The 21,371-nt window shown below is 37.8% G+C and carries 14 protein-coding genes; 8 read left to right on the forward strand and 6 right to left on the reverse strand.

Going from position 1 to position 21,371, the window contains the following annotated elements:
• Positions 1-46 precede the first annotated feature (46 nt).
• Together purE and V3Z67_RS02490 are read right to left on the reverse strand one after the other, a co-directional pair.
• Positions 47-529: a 5-(carboxyamino)imidazole ribonucleotide mutase gene (gene purE / locus V3Z67_RS02485; RefSeq protein WP_157482867.1), complete on the reverse strand. Its 483-nt coding sequence runs from the start codon at positions 527-529 to the stop codon at positions 47-49.
• 19 nt (positions 530-548) lie between these two features.
• Complete coding sequence (locus V3Z67_RS02490; RefSeq protein ID WP_330441834.1) at positions 549-1,703, reverse strand: 5-(carboxyamino)imidazole ribonucleotide synthase; 1,155 nt, start codon at positions 1,701-1,703, stop codon at positions 549-551.
• Between the two features lie 197 nt (positions 1,704-1,900).
• Here V3Z67_RS02490 and V3Z67_RS02495 point away from each other — a divergent pair, with 197 nt between their 5' ends.
• On the forward strand, positions 1,901-3,364 hold the full coding sequence (locus tag V3Z67_RS02495; RefSeq protein WP_330441835.1) for a glycoside hydrolase family 130 protein: 1,464 nt from the start codon (positions 1,901-1,903) through the stop codon (positions 3,362-3,364).
• Positions 3,365-3,435: 71 nt separating this feature from the next.
• Positions 3,436-4,716, forward strand: a complete 1,281-nt coding sequence (locus tag V3Z67_RS02500; RefSeq protein ID WP_330441836.1) for an MFS transporter — start codon at positions 3,436-3,438, stop codon at positions 4,714-4,716.
• A 6-nt stretch (positions 4,717-4,722) separates the two neighbouring features.
• On the opposite strand, the gene V3Z67_RS02505 is transcribed toward V3Z67_RS02500, so the two are convergent.
• Positions 4,723-5,286 carry a hypothetical protein gene (locus V3Z67_RS02505; RefSeq protein WP_330441837.1) on the reverse strand — a complete coding sequence of 188 codons (564 nt, stop codon included), beginning with the start codon at positions 5,284-5,286 and terminating at the stop codon, positions 4,723-4,725.
• Positions 5,287-5,393: 107 nt separating this feature from the next.
• Positions 5,394-6,821: a T9SS type A sorting domain-containing protein gene (locus V3Z67_RS02510; RefSeq protein ID WP_330441838.1), complete on the reverse strand. Its 1,428-nt coding sequence runs from the start codon at positions 6,819-6,821 to the stop codon at positions 5,394-5,396.
• Positions 6,822-7,009: 188 nt separating this feature from the next.
• Between V3Z67_RS02510 and V3Z67_RS02515 the strand changes: the two genes are divergently transcribed.
• Positions 7,010-7,618 (forward strand): acyloxyacyl hydrolase, encoded by a 609-nt coding sequence (locus tag V3Z67_RS02515; RefSeq protein ID WP_330441839.1) that lies wholly within the window; start codon positions 7,010-7,012, stop codon positions 7,616-7,618.
• Between the two features lie 36 nt (positions 7,619-7,654).
• Here the strand turns inward: V3Z67_RS02515 and V3Z67_RS02520 are convergent, their stop codons facing one another.
• On the reverse strand, positions 7,655-8,539 hold the full coding sequence (locus V3Z67_RS02520) for a T9SS type A sorting domain-containing protein (protein WP_330441840.1): 885 nt from the start codon (positions 8,537-8,539) through the stop codon (positions 7,655-7,657).
• Between the two features lie 276 nt (positions 8,540-8,815).
• Here V3Z67_RS02520 and hpt point away from each other — a divergent pair, with 276 nt between their 5' ends.
• From hpt to V3Z67_RS02545, 5 genes are all read left to right on the forward strand, one after another.
• The gene (gene hpt / locus V3Z67_RS02525; protein ID WP_330442156.1) at positions 8,816-9,343 is read left to right on the forward strand and encodes a hypoxanthine phosphoribosyltransferase; all 528 of its coding nucleotides are present in this window, start codon (positions 8,816-8,818) and stop codon (positions 9,341-9,343) included.
• Positions 9,344-9,361: 18 nt separating this feature from the next.
• Positions 9,362-9,934, forward strand: a complete 573-nt coding sequence (locus tag V3Z67_RS02530; protein WP_035129706.1) for an adenylate kinase — start codon at positions 9,362-9,364, stop codon at positions 9,932-9,934.
• Positions 9,935-9,949: 15 nt separating this feature from the next.
• Entirely contained in the window at positions 9,950-11,230 is a 1,281-nt protein-coding gene (locus V3Z67_RS02535) for a hemolysin family protein (protein ID WP_330441841.1), read from the forward strand.
• 83 nt (positions 11,231-11,313) lie between these two features.
• A complete protein-coding gene (obgE, locus tag V3Z67_RS02540; RefSeq protein WP_330441842.1) occupies positions 11,314-12,315 on the forward strand; it encodes a GTPase ObgE in 1,002 nt (333 codons plus the stop codon).
• Positions 12,316-12,546: 231 nt separating this feature from the next.
• Entirely contained in the window at positions 12,547-14,691 is a 2,145-nt protein-coding gene (locus tag V3Z67_RS02545; RefSeq protein WP_330441843.1) for a S46 family peptidase, read from the forward strand.
• Positions 14,692-14,769: 78 nt separating this feature from the next.
• Here the strand turns inward: V3Z67_RS02545 and V3Z67_RS02550 are convergent, their stop codons facing one another.
• Positions 14,770-21,270, reverse strand: coding sequence for an MG2 domain-containing protein (locus V3Z67_RS02550; protein ID WP_330441844.1), 6,501 nt, complete (start codon positions 21,268-21,270; stop codon positions 14,770-14,772).
• Positions 21,271-21,371: the final 101 nt, after the last annotated feature.

Consider the following 21,371-nt stretch of genomic DNA (forward strand, 5'->3'; position numbering starts at 1 on the left):
GATGCGTAAAAGCCATAAAAAAAGCTGCCCAATTGGCAGCTTTTAATTATTTCTGTAAACCTTCGGCAGCTTTAAGTACAGCCTCCTTCAGTTTTAATTTGTAAGCGATAATCTTATCTAAAACAGCTTTGTCGTGGCTGCCTACAATTTGTGCTGCAAGTATGCCCGCATTTTTAGCACCGTTAAGGGCTACTGTTGCAACCGGAACTCCGCCCGGCATTTGCAGGATAGAAAGTACGCTATCCCAACCGTCAATAGAGTTACTTGATTTTACAGGTACACCAATTACAGGAAGCGGAGACATAGAGGCTACCATTCCCGGTAAGTGTGCTGCGCCACCGGCACCTGCAATAATTACAGATATACCATTGTTGTGTGCGTTAGAACTGAAATCTACCAGTTTCTCAGGGGTACGGTGCGCCGAAACAATATCTACGTGTGTTTCTATACCAAACTCTTTTAAAATGTCTATGGCATCCTGCATTACCGGCATATCCGATATGCTGCCCATTACTACTGCTACTTTCATACTTTATATTGTTTAGTACTTACTGGCTTATTACTTTAATTGTGTTTTTTACTTCTTCGGCAATTTTTCTGGCAACGGCAATGTCTTCGTTTACTATGGTAACGTGTCCCATTTTCCTGAAAGGTCTTGTTTGCTTTTTACCGTAAATGTGTGGTGTTACACCATCTTTATCTAAAATGGTTTCAATGTTTTGGTATAAAACGTTACCCGAGTGTCCTTCGGCTCCTACCAGGTTAACCATAATCCCGGCAACTTTACTGTCGGTATTACCTAAAGGCAGGTTTAATATGGCACGCAGGTGTTGTTCAAACTGAGAAGTGTAACTTGCCTCAATAGAGTAATGACCGCTGTTGTGTGGTCTTGGTGCTACTTCGTTTACAAGAATCTGGTCATCTTCTGTTTGGAACATTTCCACGGCAAGAAGCCCAACATGGTTAAACGATTCAGACACCTTTAAGGCAACTGCTCTTGCTTTTTCTGCCACAGCATCATCAATACGTGCAGGGCAAATAACATATTCTACCTGATTGGCTTCCGGGTGGAATTCCATTTCAACCACAGGGTATGTTTTTATCTGTCCGTCAGGGTTACGGGAAACTATAACTGCAAGCTCGTTTTTAAACGGAATCATAGTCTCAGCAATACACTGTACATTGGCAACGCCTTCAAAGCTTTCCAAGGTACGGATAACCTTTACGCCGTTTCCGTCATAACCACCTTCGGTACTTTTCCATACAAACGGAAGTGTTATCTCGTTGTTTTCTACCGCCGTTTTAAGATCGGTAAGGCTTTCAAACCTTTTATAATCTGCAGTTGGTATCCCGTTAGCAGTATAAAAGTCTTTTTGAGTACCTTTATTCTGTATCTGTTTTAAAGTTTTTGGAGAAGGGTAAACCTTAATGCCTTCGCTTTCCAGTTTTTCCAGCGCGGCTACGTTTACATGCTCAATCTCAAAAGTAAGCACGTCTACCTGTTTTCCAAAGTTGTATACGGTGTCAAAATCCATAAGGTCGCCCTTAAAGAATTTGTTGCTTCCTATTTTGCACGGAGCTTCATCACTTGGGTCAAGTACATACGTTTGTATGTCAAACTTCCTTGTGTCGTTAAGCATCATTTTGCCCAGCTGGCCTCCGCCTAAAATCCCTAATTTAAAATCAGAAGAAAAATAATTCATTTATCGTGTTTCTTTTTTGCTGTGCAAAGATACTTAAAGCGTTAAAATTATTAGTTACCAAAAAACACTTTTATATAAGAGAGCTTTTGGGATAAGGTTTTTCTGGTGTTTTTTGGTTAATTTTAGCAAATGGTCCTCAGTATCATCAAAATAATATTCGTAATTTAGAATTTGCTTTCCCCGAAAAAATTTGATTTATGAGATTGAAAATTGACAGAAAACCTGAAAAAGTACTTCCGGATACAAGACGTGTAATAGCCCGCTTTTTTTTTAATGGCGAAGAGAGGGCGGTAGCACTTATTAAAAGAATACTGGCTTTAGAGAAGGATGAGGTATTTGCCATTATTTCGCCTTTACTTCAGGATTTTTCTAAAAGGCATAGAAGTATTACCCAAAAACTGATGCGTCACTGCGAACGAGTAAGGCACTATATTGAACTGGCAGGGGCTAATTTCAATGAGCTTGATGAATACTGTAAACTGCTTATAGGTTCTTATTTTACACATGAATATTCTATTGAGTCGGCGGCATTTTTTAATCCGTCTATCGTACCCGATCCCGATCAGACCAACCTTGAGGAAGGTCAGCTTCGTGTTATTATCAGTTTTAGGGCTGTGGGAGAGGGGCATGTTTCATCGGTAGTTTTCAGGAGGGCAATTATAGACAGGGATGGTTCTATCTCTGTAATACGAGCCGGGAAATATATTGATGAGGCCGAAAAGATACACAACCTTGTTTACCATAAAAGACAGTTTTTAAGGAAAGCGATAGAGGCTGATATAAGTGAGTTTTTTATACAGGTAGTAGCCGATAAACTGGAAGACCGTTTTGATTACAACCAGTTAAAGGGACTGGTGTATGAAGCCCGGGATAAAACCAGCGACCCAAAAGAGATTGCCCAGTATAAAATGATACTTGCACTGAGTGACAGTTACAGGCGCATAACCTTCTCTAAGGATACCGATATTAGTGATAGGGTTATTTTTCCTATTTCTGATTTTGAAAGTAAAGGGATTGAAGATGCCCGTTTTGTAAAGTTTACTGATGATAACGGACGTACCATTTATTATGCTACCTACACGGCTTATGACGGAGTGCATATTATGCCGAAACTTTTAAAAACTACCGATTTTTATGAGTTCAGGACGAGCCCGTTGCATGGTAGCGGGGCGCGCAATAAAAACCTTGCACTGTTCCCAAGGAAGATAAACGGGAAGTATGTTATGCTGTCGCGAATTGACGGCTGGAATAATTACCTGATGTATTCCGACAATATAAATGAATGGGAAGACCCGGTTAAAATACAGGGGCCGGAGTATTCTTGGGAATTTGTACAAATGGGGAATTGTGGTTCGCCTATTGAAACCGAATGCGGATGGCTGGTTATTACCCACGCGGTTGGGCCTATGCGTCGTTATACTATTGGAGCTTCATTGCTGGATATAGATGATCCGTCAAAAGAGATAGGAAGGCTAAAAGATCCCCTTATTATGCCTAACCCGGATGAGCGTGAAGGCTATGTGCCAAATGTGGTATATTCCTGCGGATCGATAATACATAACGGCGAACTTATTATCCCATATGGACATTCTGATCATAGTTCGGGGTTTGCATCGGTAAATCTTAAAACCTTGCTGGACAGGTTGAAAAGCGGAGGTTAAATAATTGTGTAATTGCTAATCGCATAATGTACTGTTGTATATTTGCATGAAATTACGCATCTCAACTTTTTATGGAAAATAACAGTACCGGTAACGAATCCGGTTTCTTTAAGAAGAATCCAGTACTTAAAATAAAAGAATTCCGTTCGTTTTTATGCATCCGTTTCGGGCTAATTTTTGCCCTGAACATGCAAATTACCATTATCTTTTATTGGATATATCATCTTACCTCAAACAAACTTGCCCTTGGAGGGGTAGGACTATCAGAAGTTATACCCGCAATCACATTTTCTTTTTTTGCAGGACATTTTGTAGATCTTAACGAAAAAAGGAAAATGGTGCTGTTATGTCTTTCAGCCTATATACTGTTAGGGTTAAGCCTGTTTATGCTAACCACTCCCTATGCTTTGGAGCGACTGGGTATTCAATATACCCTGTATAGTGTATATGCACTTGTTTTTTGTGGTGGGGCTATCCGTTCTTTTATGGGACCTTCGGTGTTTTCACTTTTCGGGCTGGTGGTCCCGCGTAAAAACTATGCCAATGCAACAAGTTGGAGTAGTATGGCATGGCAAACAGGTTCGGTACTAGGGCCTCTTGCCGCAGGTATACTTATTGCTTTTAACGGTATTACTATGGGTATGGCAGCAGTGGTGTTTATAGAGTTGTTACTGCTTATCCCAATGCTGAGTATTGGGGTTAAACCAATACTTAAAAAAGAACGTGAACCCATACTGCAAAGTCTTACACAGGGTATCCGTTTTGTAGTGAAAACCCCAGAGCTTTTAGGAGCACAACTGCTTGATATGTTTTCGGTTTTATTTGGTGGTGCGGTTGCACTATTACCGGTTTACCAAAAGGAAATACTTATGGTAGATGAGGTGGGTTATGGTATACTGCGTGCAGCTCCCGGTATTGGAGCATTAATCACACTGGGTATACTGGCGTTTTTACCGCTGCGTACTAATCCCGGTAAAAAACTGTTTGTTGCCGTTGGTGGATTTGCCATTTCGATAATCATTTTCGGTATCTCAAAAAACTTTTACCTGTCATTTTTCATGCTGATGTTCTCGGGTATGTTTGATGCAGTGAGTGTGGTAATACGCAGTACGATATTACAACTTGTAACCCCCGATCATATGCGGGGAAGGGTAGCATCTGTAAATACTATGTTTGTGAGCTCTTCTAACGAATTAGGGGATTTTGAAAGTGGTGTTATGGCACACTGGCTGGGTACGGTTAGGGCTGTAGTTGTAGGCGGATGTCTTACACTGGGTGTGGTAGCTGTTACTTTTTTCTCAGCACCACAACTACGGAGGTTCGGTTTCCATGAGGAAGAAAAAACAGAATAGCGAAGTCTATCTCTTTTTTGCCTTTTCAATCTGCTTTAAAATATCTTTTGCTGCGGCTTTATAGGCTGCTGTATGTAGTGGGAATCCCTGTGGGAGTATATACTCCAGTTCAGGGTATATCCAGTCTTCTTTCTTTCCTATAAGGAAAAGGGTACGCATGGCATAGGCTTTATTGGCTACTTTGCCTTCGGGGTTTATAAGCCAGTCAAAACACGATTCGGTTATCTGTCTAATGTGTTTTCCGTTTAGGAAACCCGACTTGCTTTTTTGATGTTCCTGTACGGCAAACAAACATATTTTTGATATGGAACGTATGGCACTATCACTGGTGAAGTTTGGCAGGGTGTTGCAAAATACATTCAGGTACTCTTTTAGCCATTCAATTTTTTCCTCAAAAACAAGTTCGCTTATCCAGCAGGCTTTATGATGATTTTTGTCTGATATGTTAAGGGCTGTTGCTATGAGTTCCGGTAACAGGCTCGTGTCATTAAGTACCATGCTGCTAAGTTCGTCCCTTATGGCACGATGTGCAGTGCTTTTTTCTATTTTAAGGTAATAATCAGTGTTCAATGTGTTGCCGACTTAGTGGCGGGAAATTACAAAAAATACCCCTGCATAAAAAACGAAAGGCAAAACATTACGTTTTGCCTTTAGCGCACAAAATCAGGAAATATGGCTTATTTCCTAATGAACATATGGGCTGTTTGGCTGTTTCCTCCTGTTAGTTTTAAAATGTAAGTTCCGTTAGAAAGTGAGCTAACATCAATGCTGTTGCTGTTAGGGAACACACCTTTTAAAAGTGTTTTTCCGGTAACATCTAAAATCCAGTAGTCAGTAACTGTATTGTTATTCGGAAGTGTTATGTTAAGAATGTTTGATGTAGGGTTTGGATAAAGTGTAACCTGATTGTTTGCTATAGGGTCGTTAATGCCAAGTGAGCAATCAGGGTTCATGGCAACCACCACAGGAGTTCCAGATGTGTTTGAAACGGCATTAGAACAATATTCAGGAGCTGCTTCAACATAGTAACTTCCCGGTTCGGTAATTACATAGGTAATATCGTTGGCACCTTCAATCGCTACGCCGTCTTTGTACCATTGTATACTACTGTCATATGGACTGTTTAACTCACATGTAATTGTCGATTCATCACAAATCATCCATGTGAAATTTTCGTCGTTTGGTACTACATCATCACTAAAGGTCATACTAAAAGAAATGCCTGCCCAGTTGTAACTGTCAATTTGTATAGTGTTTGATTCATAAGTTTCTCCGTCAAGAGTTACTACAACTTTCAATAATGCCTGATCGTAAGTTAGCCAGTCGTAAGTAAATGTAGCTTCTGTAGCCCCGTCGATAGCAACAAACTCATCGTCTGTAAACCAGTACTTGTAGTGCCACTGGTAAGTGTCATATTCCATGTCGTTAGTAATTGTAGCTGTACCGTTTGTGTCTGGGCAAAGCATAATATCTCCGGCTATAACAGGGGTTGGGTTGGCAGTAGTACATTCAGGATTGTTCATTACCACTATAGGTAATGAAGGACTTGTGCTGTTAGGGCAAAATTCAGGAGCTGCGACAACGTAGTAAGTTCCAGCTTCTGTAATTGTGTAGCTCATATCGGTAGCGCCTTCAATTGCTACATCATTTTTATACCACTGTACAACAGTATATGGAGATTGAGTTGAGCTTGTAATGGTGCTCTCATCACAAATATAGTAAGCCTGATTCTCTGGGTTAAAAGTTACATCGTCACTGGTTTGTGTCGAAACAATAAGCCCTACCCATGCATAGCTGTCAATTTGTATAGTGTCAGATTCATAAGTTTCTCCGTCAAGAGTAACTACAACTTTCAATAATGCCTGATCGTAAGTTAGCCAGTCGTAAGTGAAAGATGCCTGTGTAGCACCATCTATGGCAACAAAATCATCGTTAAGAAACCAGTATTTATAATACCACTGGTAAGTGTCATACTCGGTGTCGTTGGTAATTGTAGCTGTCCCGTTAGTGTCTGGGCAAAGCATAGTGTTGCCTTCAATAGAGGGTGCTTGTGCAACCGATAAAAGCGGTATAAAACACAGGAAAAATAGTAATAGCTTTTTCATAGATACATTAGTTTTTAGTTTGAATAGTAAAATTACCTTTCAGTACTTATGTAGCTAGTGTTAAAGCCCGGACAAAGTGTGACACTTTTATTTATTAGTGTGACGTGTAAAGTTTATTGTTTTGATAATCAGTTTTTTTTAGTTTTTAACTAAATTTAAGAGAACCAAAAAACAGTTAAAATTTAAATATGCTTAAATTACTAATGCTACTATGTGTTACAGGGGCTTTTGCTCAGGAAGTACACAAAAATCAGCAGTTTTATGTAGGAGGTTGTTATGGTTTCGGTAATGAATTTGCCAACAGCAATTATACCCTTAGTAATAGCTATGTACAAATTCAGTTTTATTACTCTTTTAACCCCTCAAAAAAGTGGGAGTATCTTGTGGCTTTTCAGCCCGAACTCAATTTTGCCAAGCATCAGCTGCTTAATCCTTATTTTGTAACACCCGATGAACCGGATTATGAACAGAAACGAAGAGAGTTTACACAGTTGAAAGACTTAAATCAGTATGCTTTTAATGTGGCTTTTTTTGCGAAGTATAATTTTTCTAAAAGCATATCGGCTTATGCAATGTTAAATGTAGGGCCAACAATTAGTACTAAAGAGACCGAAAGGCTTACCAGCGGGTTTGCGTTTAATGATGTGTTTGGATTAGGAGTAGCTTATAATACGGGTAGTATAATATTTGATATAAGGCCTAATGTAAGGCATGTCTCAAACGCAGGACTAAACGATGCTAATGCAGGGTTTAATACTTTAAATATATCATTTGGGTTTATTGTCCCAATGGGATAAGGCGGAATTGAATTCCGCCTTATTTTTTCAGTTTTCTTACTTTTTAATAAACAGTTTGGAAATGTAGTTTCCGTTACCTGCAATTTTTATGATGTAAGTTCCGGGAGTCAGCTCTGTTGTGCTGATATTATTATTTTGTGAGAGCGTACCGTTAAGTAACGTTTTTCCGGTAAGGTCGGTAATAGAGTATTCATCCAGTCCGGAATCTTCAGGTAAATTTACATTTAAGTAATTTGTACTTGGGTTTGGGTAAACTTTAATTTCATTAGTGTTAATGTTTGAAGCGGTATTTTTAAGTTCAATTCCCGGTTTTCGGTCGCATTTTGTTAAGGTTACATTTACTCCGATACCTAGCGTTTCTATATGGTCAGGACACGGTGTTGGAGCACCCTGAACAGTGTAGGTTCCTGATTGTGTAACAGCGTATGACGGACTGTTAGCACCAAGAATGGGTTGTCCGTTTCTAAACCACTGAATGTTCTCGGTAAAAGGTGGGCTGTTTATTTCTAATACAAAACTGCTGCCGGCACATAAATAATAAGTGTCTTTACTACCGTCATAATAAACGTCTTTTGTAGGTTCGTAAGTTAAATACATAGGAGTCCACATATAGCTCGCAATAAAAAGGGTGTTTGACTCATAATGTACCCCGTTTACTTTTGCTTCCAGTTTAATTTCAGATAAGTCGTAATAATACCAGTCGTAAGTAAAAGACGCTTGCGTGGCTCCGGGAATGGCTTCAAAAGTGTCACTGTAGTACCCTTTTTTATACCATTGATAAGCATCAAAAACAGTAGAATTTGCTACCTGTGCAGTACCATCGGTGTTGGGGCATAACATAGTGTCACCTTCAATAGTGAGTTCTTGTCCTGATGCTAACCCGCATATCAGAAACAGTGAAAAAAGTAATAGTTTTTTCATAATGAATAATTGGTATTTAATTGGTTTGATTTTTAAGATAACAAAGCTATATGGGGTATCAGGTCGTTTTAAGATTTTTTTCACTAAAAAACTACGGGTTAATTAAATCTTAAATTTTTGATATTCAGTATATAGATTAAAAAAGAGTTTTAGTTATTGATTCCTTGAACTGAATCAGGAAACATTTGTATAATTTATTACAAAATAATACGGTATATAAATGAGGCAAATTCCTAATTAGTATATTTGCAAATTATATCAAACCTGTTAGTAAGCGTGATACAGCTTCATGATAAACAATTTGTACCCTTTATATCTGCTGCCGAAATTGATAAAACAATAGCCGGAATGGCGCAGCAAATAGAGGCTGATACCAATAATGAGGTTCCTGTTTTTGTAGGGGTGCTTAATGGCGCCTTTATGTTTTTAAGTGACCTTATGAAGCATTATAAAAAAACTTGTGAGGTGAGTTTTGTAAAACTGGCATCTTATGAGGGTACCCAGTCTACAAATACGGTTAAGCAACTTGTTGGGTTGGATAAAAATGTGGAAGGGCGTACGGTTATAATAGTGGAAGATATAGTAGATACAGGTAATACAGTAGTAGAACTTGTAAAAATGTTTGAAGGCAGGGGAGTAAAGCAATTAAAAATTGCCAGCCTGTTTTTTAAGCCTGAAGCTTATAAAAAAGATATAAAGCTGGATTATACAGGCTTTTCAATCCCTAATAGGTTTATTGTAGGCTATGGTCTTGATTATGACGGACAGGGGAGAAATATACCGGAAATTTATCAACTTAAATAAATATACTAATAACATACAATGGTTAATATCGTACTATTTGGAAAACCGGGTGCAGGTAAAGGTACTCAGGCAGAATTTTTAAAAGAAAAATACAACCTAACTCATATCTCTACCGGAGACGTTTTCCGTTACAATCTTAAAAACGGAACTGAGCTTGGAAAACAGGCGCAGGTTTTTATTGATAAAGGGGAGCTTGTTCCGGATGCATTAACAATCAAAATGCTTCAGGATGAGGTAGAGAAAAACCCTGATACTAAAGGTTTTCTTTTTGACGGTTTCCCAAGAACAGTTGCACAGGCTGATGCCTTAGATGAGTTTCTTAAAACAAAAGGATGGGAAGTGACTGCTACAGTTGCACTTGAGGCAGATGATGAAATACTTGTACAACGTTTGCTGGAGCGTGGTAAAACCAGCGGAAGGGCAGATGATCAGGATGAGAATCTTATAAGAAACCGTTACCAGGAGTACAACGAAAAAACGGCTCCGCTTATTGAGTACTACAAAGGTCAGGGTAAATTCTTTGCCGTAAACGGTATAGGTGAAATCTCTGAGGTTACTCAAAGGCTAAGCCTTATAATAGACAAGCTGTAACTAAAAGCCTAGCGATTGGAAATAGCCATAATATTATTTTTAATACTGCTTAACGGTGTTTTTTCCATGTCGGAAATTGCACTGATATCAGCACGTAAAAACCGACTGGAAACAGCGGCAAAAAAAGGTAACTCCAGTGCGCAAACCGCATTGGATCTTGCCAATTCGCCTAATAAGTTCCTTTCAACGGTACAAATAGGTATTACCCTTATTGGTATTCTTACCGGTATATACAGTGGTGATAAAGTTACCGATGATGTAGAAGCGTTTATTGTTAAGTTTGAAGCCCTTGCTCCTTATGCCGATAGTATAGCTGTTGGGGTAGTGGTAGTGATACTAACGTTTTTTTCGCTTATACTTGGAGAACTTTTGCCTAAAAGGATAGGGCTTACCTACCCTGAAAGTATAGCAAGAATGGTAGCCCTGCCTATGAAGTTTATCTCCATAATTACGGCTCCGTTTATATGGTTACTTACCTCTTCGACCGACTTTCTTATGAAAGTATTTAACATTCGCCCTACGGCAGATGGTAAAGTAACTGAGGAAGAGATTAAGGCAATTATTAAAGAAGGAACCGAAGGTGGTGAGGTGCAGGAAATAGAACAGGATATCATGGAACGTGTGTTTCATATTGGAGACAGAAAAGTAAACTCTCTTATGACGCACAGAAAATCGGTAGCTTACCTGTCTACCCAGTCCGATAAGGAAAGTATAAAAGGTATAATGCTGGAAGAACTGCACTCGGTATATCCGGTATGTGAAGATAATCTGGACGATGTGGTTGGTGTAGTATTACTAAAAGATATTTTTGCCAATTACGAAAACCCGCAGTTTAACCTTCAGGAAATAACCAAAGAGCCAGTATATTTAATAGAGCATACATCAGCTTATAAGGCACTTGAGATATTCAAGAAAACAAAAGTACACTATGCTTTGGTGACCGATGAGTATGGAGTATTTCAGGGGATAATAACCCTGAATGATATTTTGGAAGCGCTAGTAGGTGATGCATCCGACTTTTACCATGACGAGTTCCAGTTGGTTGAAAATGACGATGGAACCTGGACGGTTGACGGACATTATCCGTTGCATGACTTCCTTACTTATTTTGATCTTGACGAGCTTACTACCGATTATGAGGTAACAACCGTAAGCGGGCTTATAATGACTGAACTTTCGTATATCCCTAAACAGGGTGAGAAACTCGCTTGGAATCACTTTGAGCTGGAAGTGCTTAAAATGGATGGTGTTAAGATTGATAAGGTAAAAGTAAGGTCTATTAGCAAAGAAGAATAGTCTGCGTAAATTTGCAGGCAAACAAACAATAATTGGTGACGGATTGGGTACAGCCCAGCGCCTGAAACCTGAAACATAAAGAAATGACAGAAGGGAATTTTGTAGATTACGTAAAAATATATGTTGCCTCAGGTAAAGGAGGTAAAGGGTCTACTCACCTACACAGGGAAAAGTTTATTGAAAAAGGCGGACCCGATGGTGGAGATGGTGGTCGTGGCGGTCACGTTTATCTTGTAGGTAATAAAGGGCTGTGGACACTTTTTCACTTAAAGTTTGCAAGGCATATTAAAGCCGGTCACGGAGGGGATGGCGGTAGCGCCAGAAGTACCGGAGCCGATGGTGATGATAAGTTTATTGAAGTGCCTCTGGGTACGGTTATTCGTGATAAGGAAACTAATGAGATTTTATTTGAAATAACCGAACACGGAGAGAAAAAAATAATAGCAAAAGGAGGTAAGGGAGGTTTAGGTAACTGGCACTTCCGTAGCTCTACAAACCAAACACCGCGTTATTCACAACCCGGGTTGCCGGGGGAGGAGCTTGATGTTATCCTTGAGCTTAAAGTACTTGCCGATGTTGGTTTGGTAGGTTTCCCTAATGCAGGTAAGTCTACATTATTATCGGTACTTACATCTGCAAAACCAAAAATTGCTGATTATCCTTTTACCACATTAAAACCTAATTTAGGTATTGTGGCTTACAGGGATTATCAGTCGTTTGTAATTGCCGATATACCGGGGATTATAGAAGGTGCTGCTGAAGGTAAAGGTCTTGGACATTACTTTTTAAGGCATATTGAGCGTAACTCTACATTACTTTTCTTAGTTCCGGCTGATGCCGAAGATATAAAGAAGGAGTATAATATACTTGTAGATGAGCTTAGAAGGTATAACCCTGAAATGCTGGATAAAGACAGGCTGGTAGCCATTTCAAAATGCGATATGCTGGATGATGAACTTAAAACCGAACTGAAAGAACAGCTTGACGAAGAGCTTAAAGATATACCGTATATATTTATCTCGTCGGTAGCCCAACAGGGACTGGTCGAATTGAAAGATAAACTATGGCAAATGCTTAATGCATAAAGAAAGTTTTAATCCTTAATGATACATGAAAGAATCCTGAGCATCATGCTCAGGATTTTTTGTTTTTAAGCAGTAAAGAATCATGCGGTTTTTACGCCGTGTTTATTTTACGAAATTCTCAAAAAAGAGGTATATTCGCAGCACTAAAGCAATAAAGTTGATAATAACCGTGTAACAAAATATGTAATACGGCTACTTATTGGCTAAACTTTTTAATCGTATAAAAATCAGATGAAAAAACTTATTTTGTTCCTTACCATGTCACTCATGGTAATGCCTGTAAGGGCAGACGAAGGTATGTGGTTTTTAATGTTCATTGAACGTTTAAATCACAGGGATATGCAAAAAATGGGCTTACAGTTAACGGCTGAAGAAATTTACAGCATTAACAATCATAGCCTTAAAGACGCTATTGTGCAGTTTGATGGCGGATGTACTGCAGAGGTTATCTCTAAAGAAGGTTTGGTTTTAACAAACCACCACTGTGGTTATGAGGCTATTGCCGAGCTTTCAACTCCTGAGGCAAACTACCTGAGAGATGGTTACTGGGCACCAACAAGAGGCGATGAGCTTAAGCCAAAAAGTCTTTATGTTCGTTTCTTTGTAAGAATGGATGATGTTTCTAAAAGAATCCTTTCTAAAGTTAACGACAGTATGACTGAAGAAGAGAGACAAAAAGCGATTCAGCAGGAAAGTGCTCTAATTGAAAAAGAAAATAGCGAAGGTGGGAAATATGTTGTTTCTGTTCGTTCTTTCTTTGAAGGTAATGAGTACTACTATTTCGTTTACCAGGATTACAACGACGTTCGTCTTGTAGGTACTCCACCGGAGAGCATCGGTAAATTTGGTGGTGATACAGATAACTGGGAGTGGCCACGTCACACAGGTGATTTCTCTATGTTCCGTATTTATGCAGATGCAAACGGTAACCCGGCAGAATATTCTCCAAACAATGTTCCTTTAACACCTAAGCATTATTTACCTGTAAGCCTTAATGGTGTTCAGGAAGATGATTTTGCTATGATATTAGGTTACCCTGGTCGTACTAACCGTTGGATGCCGGCTGCCGGTATTGAGCAAAATGTAAAATATGCTTATCCTGCATGGGTAGAGTCGTCTAAACTGGGTATGGACAGAATGAAGGTGTATATGGATCAAAGCGATGCAGTTCGTCTTGACTATGCTTCAAAATATGCTCAGGTAGCAAACTACTGGAAAAACCGTCAGGGTATGATTGATGCCCTTACAAAACATAAAACCGCCGAAACTAAAGCTAAAGGTGAGGCTAAGTTCAATAAATGGGCTAACAAAAAAGCAAATAAAGATAAGTATGGTGATGTTATCGCTAACATAAACGCATACTATGCTAAGACTAACGAAAAAGCGCGTCAGGACAATTATCTTATAGGGCTTTTAAGAACAAGTACTTTTGCTGTATTGCCATACAGAGTAGGTGGTGCACTTATGCAGTATGCATCGGCAGGGGAAGCTCAAAGAGCTCAGGTACTTCCAAGAATAGAAGAGTTTGTTGCAGAAGAGTATAAAACATTATACATGCCTCTTGAAAAAGATGTGCTTGCTGCTCAGCTCCATTTATATGCTACAAAATCTACAGGATATGATATTGCTCCGCTTGTGGCTCAGTTAGGTAAAGAAAACAACTTTGATTATACTGCTTATGTAAACAATGCATTTGAGAACAGTATATTCAAATCTAAAGAAAGCGTTGAGGAGTTCCTTAAAAATCCAAATGCTGAGGCACTACAAAATGATCCTTTATTCTTACTTTCTAACGATATCCTAACTCAGTACAGAGCTGTACCGGATGATATTACTGCTCTTCAGGACAGTTATTCTAAATCTTTCCGTTTAATGGTACAGGGTATGAGAGAAGCAAACCCGAAAGTAAAATACTATCCGGATGCTAACAGTACACTACGTTTAACTTATGGTAAAGTAAGAACTCTTCCTAAAGACAGCCGTAATGATGCTGCTAAAAATTACTACACTACAATGAAAGGTGAAGTGGCTAAATACAAGCCAAACGATCCTGAATTTGACCTGCCTAAAAAACTTATTGAAATGTATGAGGCTAAAGACTTTGGTCGTTATGCAGATAAAGCAGGTTATATGCCGGTAAACTTCCTTACTGATAACGATATTACAGGTGGTAACTCTGGTTCTCCTGTATTAAACGGTAAAGGTGAGCTTATTGGTCTTGCTTTTGATGGTAACATTGAGGCAATGGCTGGTGACGTAATATTTGATAAAGAACTTCAAAGAACTATTAACGTAGATATTCGTTATGTGCTTTGGGTAATCGACAAGTTCTCTGGCGCTAAGCATATTGTAGACGAAATGACTATTGCAGAATAATTTAATTATTATTTGTTCAAATAGAAAACGCCTCCTTTTAACAGGAGGCGTTTTTGTTTGCCCTTATTTGTATCAAGGTTAAGGTGTGGTTTTTATTGTTATACCTTTTGTATGTCCTGAAAACTCTGGGGCATACATACTTTGTATGGTTGATATACCATTAGAGAATGTTCCGGCATTATTTACCCTTACATCATATTCCAATACATAAGTTCCTTTGTCCAGCCTGTCAAAAAAGAAGTTAGTCGCGGCATCTCTGGTTGTCATATAGTACCTCGTGTTTGCTGTATATTTATTACCCGAAAAAATATCTATAGGTTCAAAACCCGAAGCTCTCATGTCTTTAAGATGAACATACTCCATATCTTCAGTTATGTTCAATACAATCCTTACAGTAACAAGGTCGCCAATTTTTAAAGGTGAGTTGGCTGTAATTTTATTTAAGGATGCTTCATTTTCGTTTTTTACTTTCAGGTAAAGTTCCTTAGTAATGTTCATTAATCCTTTTTGGGTATCCTGTATTTTATCCAGATCTTCAAAGTACTGCCAGAATAACCCTCCATATCCCGGTACTTTACTTTTGTTTTCTATACTGAATTCTGATAGCTCTTTAGAAACTTCAGAGCCATCCCATTCCAGTTTTATATATCCGGTTTCAGCTTCTTTTTCTGTTTCAGCCAGTTTGTTGTTTAATGAAATGTTGTCTCCACATTTTATGGTAGTATTTTCCTTAACCGATAACCAGTCGCTTCCCTGCATTAATAAGGCATAAACGGCTTCGGTAGTAGCTTTGGTGGTTGACCAGTGTTTGTTTTGCTTGTTTTTAATAAGCCATACCTTCATTCCATCTGCCGACTCTACGTCGTTATCAATTTCAATTATTGCCTCAATTAAAAGCGCCTGTGTTTCAATAGGTGATTTGTACCAGTACCACCCAGCCTTGTTTTCTATCCAGTACATCCCCCATTCGGTATTATTGGAAGAGGTTTCCCTTAGGCTTTCGGTTATTTTTTTTGCAGTGATGGTGTCACCAAACCTGTTGAGGGTTAGGGCGGCCATTCCCTTTTCATATAAAGGGTAGTCAAGCCAGTTGGTTTTAATGATGTTTAAATATTTGTCTATTCTTGCTTTAAGACTGTCTTTTACGGGGTATTGTTCTGTATAAAAGCTTCTTGTGTATAAATAATGGAGTGATGAGCAGGGGGTGGTTAAAACTAATTTTTTATTCTTTTTTGTTCTTTCGTTATCTGTTTTTATAAAATGGTCGTCAATGTGCTCAACTCCTCTTTTGGTGATATGTTCAATGGAAAGGTTTGTAGTGTCGGTTATTTTTAATTTTAACAAATGACCCAATCCGGCAAGTATATGTCTGGTAATGTACTCGTCAGTTCTACCTCCAGTAAACCATGGGAAAGCACCGTTTTCCTGTCGGTCTTCCAGTATTGCAAGGTTGGCTTTTATACCATTTTCCATTTTATCAAATTCAAAAAGTAGAGCCAGTCGGTTTTTCTTTTCCTGTTCGGTTTGAGCATCCAGTAACCACGGAGTTTCTGTCAGTATAATTGATTTCAGCTCTTCGTTCTGTTCAAGCTTAGATGGTTTACCTTCTTTTTTCCAAGTGTCAAAAACCTCTTTAATTTTTGGGTTACTGTTCAATATCGAAGCTGCAATAGCATTAGCATATACCCTTGAGAAAAGCTGTTCAGAGCATTCGTGCTCAAACTCCATAAGGTATGGTAATGACTGTAGTGCTATCCATGCCGGGTTTGAAGTGTATTCAAAAACCACTTTATGATTTTTAAGTGTGGACGACGTGTTATTCTTTAAATTCTCTAATGTATACTCTTTTGTTTCATTCGGTTTAACCCATATAGGTATACTTTCGGTTACCAGTGTTCTATTAGTTAGAACAGGAAGTAAACTTTCAACACCATCAGTATAATTACCGGCTTTAGCAACCACTTTATATTGTATGCCTTCTATACCTCGTGGTACGGTAATTGTCCAGTTTACAACAGTATTATTCTTGCCTGCAATAGTGAAAGGCTTAGTGTTGTTACTGTTTGAGGCTATACTGTCTATAGGTTGCATGTTTACTGCATTATAGAGTATAAGTATGGCGTTTCCTGTTTTAGGTGCGGTGGTCATATTTGTTACCTTGGCACTAATTACAATGGTATCGGCTTCCCTCAGGAAGCGGGGCATATTAGGGACTATCATCAGGTCCTTTTGTGTAATTGCCAAATGTTCCAAATAACCCGAATCCAATTGCTTACTATGGGCAAAAAGGCGAAATCTCCACTCGGTTAATGCTTCAGGCGAAGAGAAGCTAAAGGTAAGGTCACCATTTTTGTTTGTTGTTAAATGAGGATAAAAGAAAGCTGTTTCATTTAGGTTTTTTCGGGTTTCTACCTTCTTCAGTTCTTCTTTTTGCTTTTCAATACCGTCATAGGTTGAAATAACTATTACTCCGTTAGCACCACGGTTTCCGTAAATTGAAGTTGCAGCGGCATCTTTTAATACTTGCACATTAGCTATTTGGTTTTGATTAATGCTTCTAAAACTATCTTCATCAACAGGTACACCGTCTATTATAAATAGAGGCGCGATATTACCGTCTATAGTGCCTACACCTCTAAGTATTATGGTGCTTTCAGACCCGGGCTCGCCGGAGGCTGTAGTTATTGATACCCCGGCAATTTGTCCCTGTAAGGACTGTAGTACAGATGCATTAGCCCTGTCTTCAATTGCTTCACTGGATATGTATGCAACAGCCATTGCCGATTTTTGTTTGGTTGTACTTCTGTAAACGTCTTTTACTACAGGGCTAAGAAACATTCCTTCTTTTAGAAGAATATTATATATGTACTGACTTCCTACAACAACTTCCTGACTTTCGTGTCCTACAAAGCTAAATTGGAGAACAGATCCTAAACCGGCTTCAATTGTAAACTCTCCGTCTAAATTAGTTTGTGTACTTATTTGGGTTCCTTTTACAAGTACATTTGCTGCAGGTAAAGGACCTGTTTCGTCACTAACAATTCCTGTTATTTTTATTGTTTTTTCAGTTGAATTTTTGTTTCCGTTAGTTTTAGCAGCATCTTTATAAATAAACCTACTGTTATTAATGTTAAATCCGTAACTGTTTATTTTGTCGGGAGATGTTGAAAAAGGTACTTCGACGTATGTGTAAGCCTCAAAACCACGTGATCTGGACCTGCCTCCTGTAGTGGTTTCTAAATAAGGTGTACGGTAGTAATTATAATTGTCTTCTTTTAAATAAGGCCAATCTGTCCATGAATCATAGGTGAATTGATCAAGTGAAGTGTCATACATTGATGCCAGTACTTCAAATTTCTCTTTTTCTGTTCCTTTTATACTAAACGACCATGTTTCGTTATTTCCCGGTATGAGGTTGCTGCGAAGGGTAGAAGACGTTATTTTAAGATATGAATTACTTGTTTTCCTGAAGTTATATTCTTCTTTTTCAGTAAAAAAATCATTTTGCCACACGTAATATAACTTTATTTCAATATTTTCAGCTTCAGGAGATAATGGTACTTTAATATTGGTTTTGTTGTTTTGCAAGTGAGTTATTTTATCATAACTGCGATTTCCGTTTTCATATGCTTCTACAGCTACATAAAGATTTTCAAGTTTAGAGGCCAGTTCCAGTTCTACATATCCGTCGGTCATGTAATTTTTGTTAAGCTCTTTATATCTGAATATGTATTCATTAGGCTGTTTCTCTTTATTTTCAAAAGTGAAAGTTTTTTTCTTTTCAATAATGTGGTTTGTTGTATCGGTAGCCGAGATAACAATTTCATATTTTCCTGTATCCCATTCTTTAAGGTTTGGGTTAAGCCTGAAGGAACCATCTTTCAGTTGTATTTTTTGAGATAATATTACTCTTTCCCTCTCCGGAGACTGAGACTCTTCTCTGCTTTTATATGGGGTGTAAGGGAAATTTTTTTCAAATTCTTCCTTGCTTATGCTTTGTATTTCCGGCTCATACCATGGTCTTTCCTTTTTTATTGATTGTCTGTCAGAAGATAATTTGTAGATTGTTATTTCGGCAACAGCAGGTATAGGATGATCATTAAGGTTATTCGATTTAACTAAAATTCCGTCTTTATGTTCTTCGGTAAGATCATAAGGTATATAAGAGCTTAATTCCAAATCATGATAACCGGTTTTTATGTGGAGTTGTTTTTCCTGAGTTTCACCATTAATATCCGTCACGTCAATATTTATCTCATAACTAAATACGGGTAGTTTGTTTTCATCCGACCCTTCTATAGCTTCGGGGGTAAAGGGTATTGAAAATTTTCCGTTTTTATCTGTAGTGGTTTCTCCTTTTATAGGAGTAAAAGAACCAAGTATTCCTGATTGTGAGCAGTATCTAGACCTGTCTATTACATACTTTACTCTTGCTTCAGTTAAATTTACTCCGCTTAATGATTTTGCCTTTCCGGTTACAATTGCCGGTTTATTTATAATAATAGATTCTTTAATTGTGTCAAACTCAATTTCAAAGGTTGGTCTTTTATATTCTTCAACCACAACCCTTTTTGAGAAATAATCAAAATATACATTTTCATTATCCCAAAAAGGATGTTCATCTTTTCTTTTATTGTATGCCTCATCGAGCTCATAATCTTCATCTTCATCAACTTCGATTTCAAACTCTCCGGTCATTACATTTTTTGGAATTTGAAATTCTCCTGAAAACGATCCGAATTCATTTGTTTTAAGGCGTAGTGTTTTTAGTTCGTTATAATCAGCATCAGAAATGTATACGCTAACATAAATGTTTGGGACTGCGCTGTAAATAGAATTGACCTCTTGGGTTATTATACCTTTAAAATATATGGTTTGCCCAGGCCTGTATATTGCTCTATCGGTAAATATTTTGCCTGATACATTTATTTCCGGTTTCTCTTCCTTTTTGTTTTTGTTTTTCTCTGAATAGTAATAATGAACTGAATTGTTACTGTTTAGGGTGTCTTGCCTGTTATATATGAGAGGGTTTTCGTATTTTTTGCGACTTTTTTGATTAGGTTTATATTTTGGGTTTTTTACAATTGCCACTCCCTCTTTATTAGTAACGTAATTTTTTTCGGCATATATAATTTTTACATTTTTAACAGGCTCGCCACTTTCCCTGTTAAGGATTCTGTAGTAAGTGTGATCTTTTTCATTTTGTTCTACAGAGGTGAGCTCTGTCACTATAATTTTTGCTGATTCAGAATAGTTTTCATTGGTTTCTGTAGGAGAAACTTCCATTAAGTAATGGCCTGGCTGTAAGGGGGGGAGTATAATTTCTGTGTCATATTCAAAATATGGTGCTCTTTTAGGCATGTCATATTTTAGTATGGTAGGGGTAATTTCTTTTGTAGTGTCTGTTTTAAAACCAGCATTTACTTTGTACAGTTTTACGTATAGAGAGTCAAAATTTCTAAAGCTTACTTTAGCTAAAAAAGGCTTATTAGGGATAATATATTTTTCTGTCTCAATACTGCAACTTTTACCGCTAATAGAGTTTTTAAGCAATGCCGCATCATCTGCAACATGGTTTATTCTGTAATTGTTTATTATTTCGTCACAAATTTCAATGGCTTTTTCACGGTATTCAGGATGATTATCTTTTTTTGCTATATTATGATATAGCTGTGCTGTTTTAAGTTTTGCTTCAAATAAAAAAGGTGACTGTTTCCAGCTGCTACATATTTCTAAGAGAGTGTTTAAGTAGGTTTCCTGTAGGTTTTCCGGGGTGTTATATGAATAATTTTTATTGAAAAAAGTAAGTCTTCTTAAAACGGCCCGTTGCAGGTTTAAGGTGTCATTTTTATCGTGATAGAATTTTTCAATATCCTGAAACAAAGCAAAAGCTTTGCTGTTTTTTGGGTAATCAGAGAAATCTGCATTTCGAAAAGTTTCACTGTTTTTAAGTACTAAGCCTGTGTTGTTTGAGTATCTGTCAATTTCGAGCTGTTTGATATATTGCTCAAAAAGAAAATCGTATAACGAACGGTTGGTTTTTGTTAGTATGGGGTTAAGTTGTATAATGGCATCATAGTTACTTAAAGGTACTTTATATAACGCCTCTCTGTTTTCAATACTTTTTTTATAGGCTTTTTCTATTTCTTCATTATAGTTTATGCTACTCCATTCCATTATGTTTTCGGGAGTAGCGTTTTCAAGATAAGTAGGGCTGTTTATTTCATGTTTAAATCGATTGTAATAATCGTTCAATGCGCTGGCATATAGGTATTCTATTAAAGCCTTGCCCGGTACGCTCACTTTTTCTTTTTCCTGTTTTAAAAGTTTGAAAATCTTCATTTGAGCATTTTCTTCCAGTTTTTGTATATATCTGGCTTTAAAAAAGAAGGCTTTAATTATTTGAGGTTCGTTGTGTTCTTTTCTGGCAAGTTCAAGAATTTTGTCTGTCTCTGCGTCCGCCGATTTTATTTTTCCGTCAAGTTCGTAGTTAATTACTTTTTCCCATTTATAATTATAATGCTGTGCATTTATGGTAAAGCTTATCAATAATGTGAGTAGGAGTAAGGCTTTTTTCATGTTTGGGAGGTTTTATGAGCAATATGCCGCATTTTTGTTTAATGCGGTTAGCTGTTGTTGTGCTATGATTTTATTACTTTTGGTATTTAATAATATAGAGT

The organism is Flavobacterium sp. C4GT6 (genome assembly GCF_036347315.1).
Lineage (GTDB): Bacteria > Bacteroidota > Bacteroidia > Flavobacteriales > Flavobacteriaceae > Flavobacterium.

Bases quoted from the DNA above. Each gene is read 5' to 3' on its own strand.
- purE (WP_157482867.1), bottom strand. From the start codon at position 529: ATGAAAGTAGCAGTAGTAATGGGCAGCATATCGGATATGCCGGTAATG.
- V3Z67_RS02490 (WP_330441834.1), bottom strand. From the start codon at position 1,703: ATGAATTATTTTTCTTCTGATTTTAAATTAGGGATTTTAGGCGGAGGC.
- V3Z67_RS02495 (WP_330441835.1), top strand. From the start codon at position 1,901: ATGAGATTGAAAATTGACAGAAAACCTGAAAAAGTACTTCCGGATACA.
- V3Z67_RS02500 (WP_330441836.1), top strand. From the start codon at position 3,436: ATGGAAAATAACAGTACCGGTAACGAATCCGGTTTCTTTAAGAAGAAT.
- V3Z67_RS02510 (WP_330441838.1), bottom strand. From the start codon at position 6,821: ATGAAAAAGCTATTACTATTTTTCCTGTGTTTTATACCGCTTTTATCG.
- V3Z67_RS02515 (WP_330441839.1), top strand. From the start codon at position 7,010: ATGCTTAAATTACTAATGCTACTATGTGTTACAGGGGCTTTTGCTCAG.
- V3Z67_RS02520 (WP_330441840.1), bottom strand. From the start codon at position 8,539: ATGAAAAAACTATTACTTTTTTCACTGTTTCTGATATGCGGGTTAGCA.
- V3Z67_RS02530 (WP_035129706.1), top strand. From the start codon at position 9,362: ATGGTTAATATCGTACTATTTGGAAAACCGGGTGCAGGTAAAGGTACT.
- obgE (WP_330441842.1), top strand. From the start codon at position 11,314: ATGACAGAAGGGAATTTTGTAGATTACGTAAAAATATATGTTGCCTCA.
- V3Z67_RS02545 (WP_330441843.1), top strand. From the start codon at position 12,547: ATGAAAAAACTTATTTTGTTCCTTACCATGTCACTCATGGTAATGCCT.
- V3Z67_RS02550 (WP_330441844.1), bottom strand. From the start codon at position 21,270: ATGAAAAAAGCCTTACTCCTACTCACATTATTGATAAGCTTTACCATA.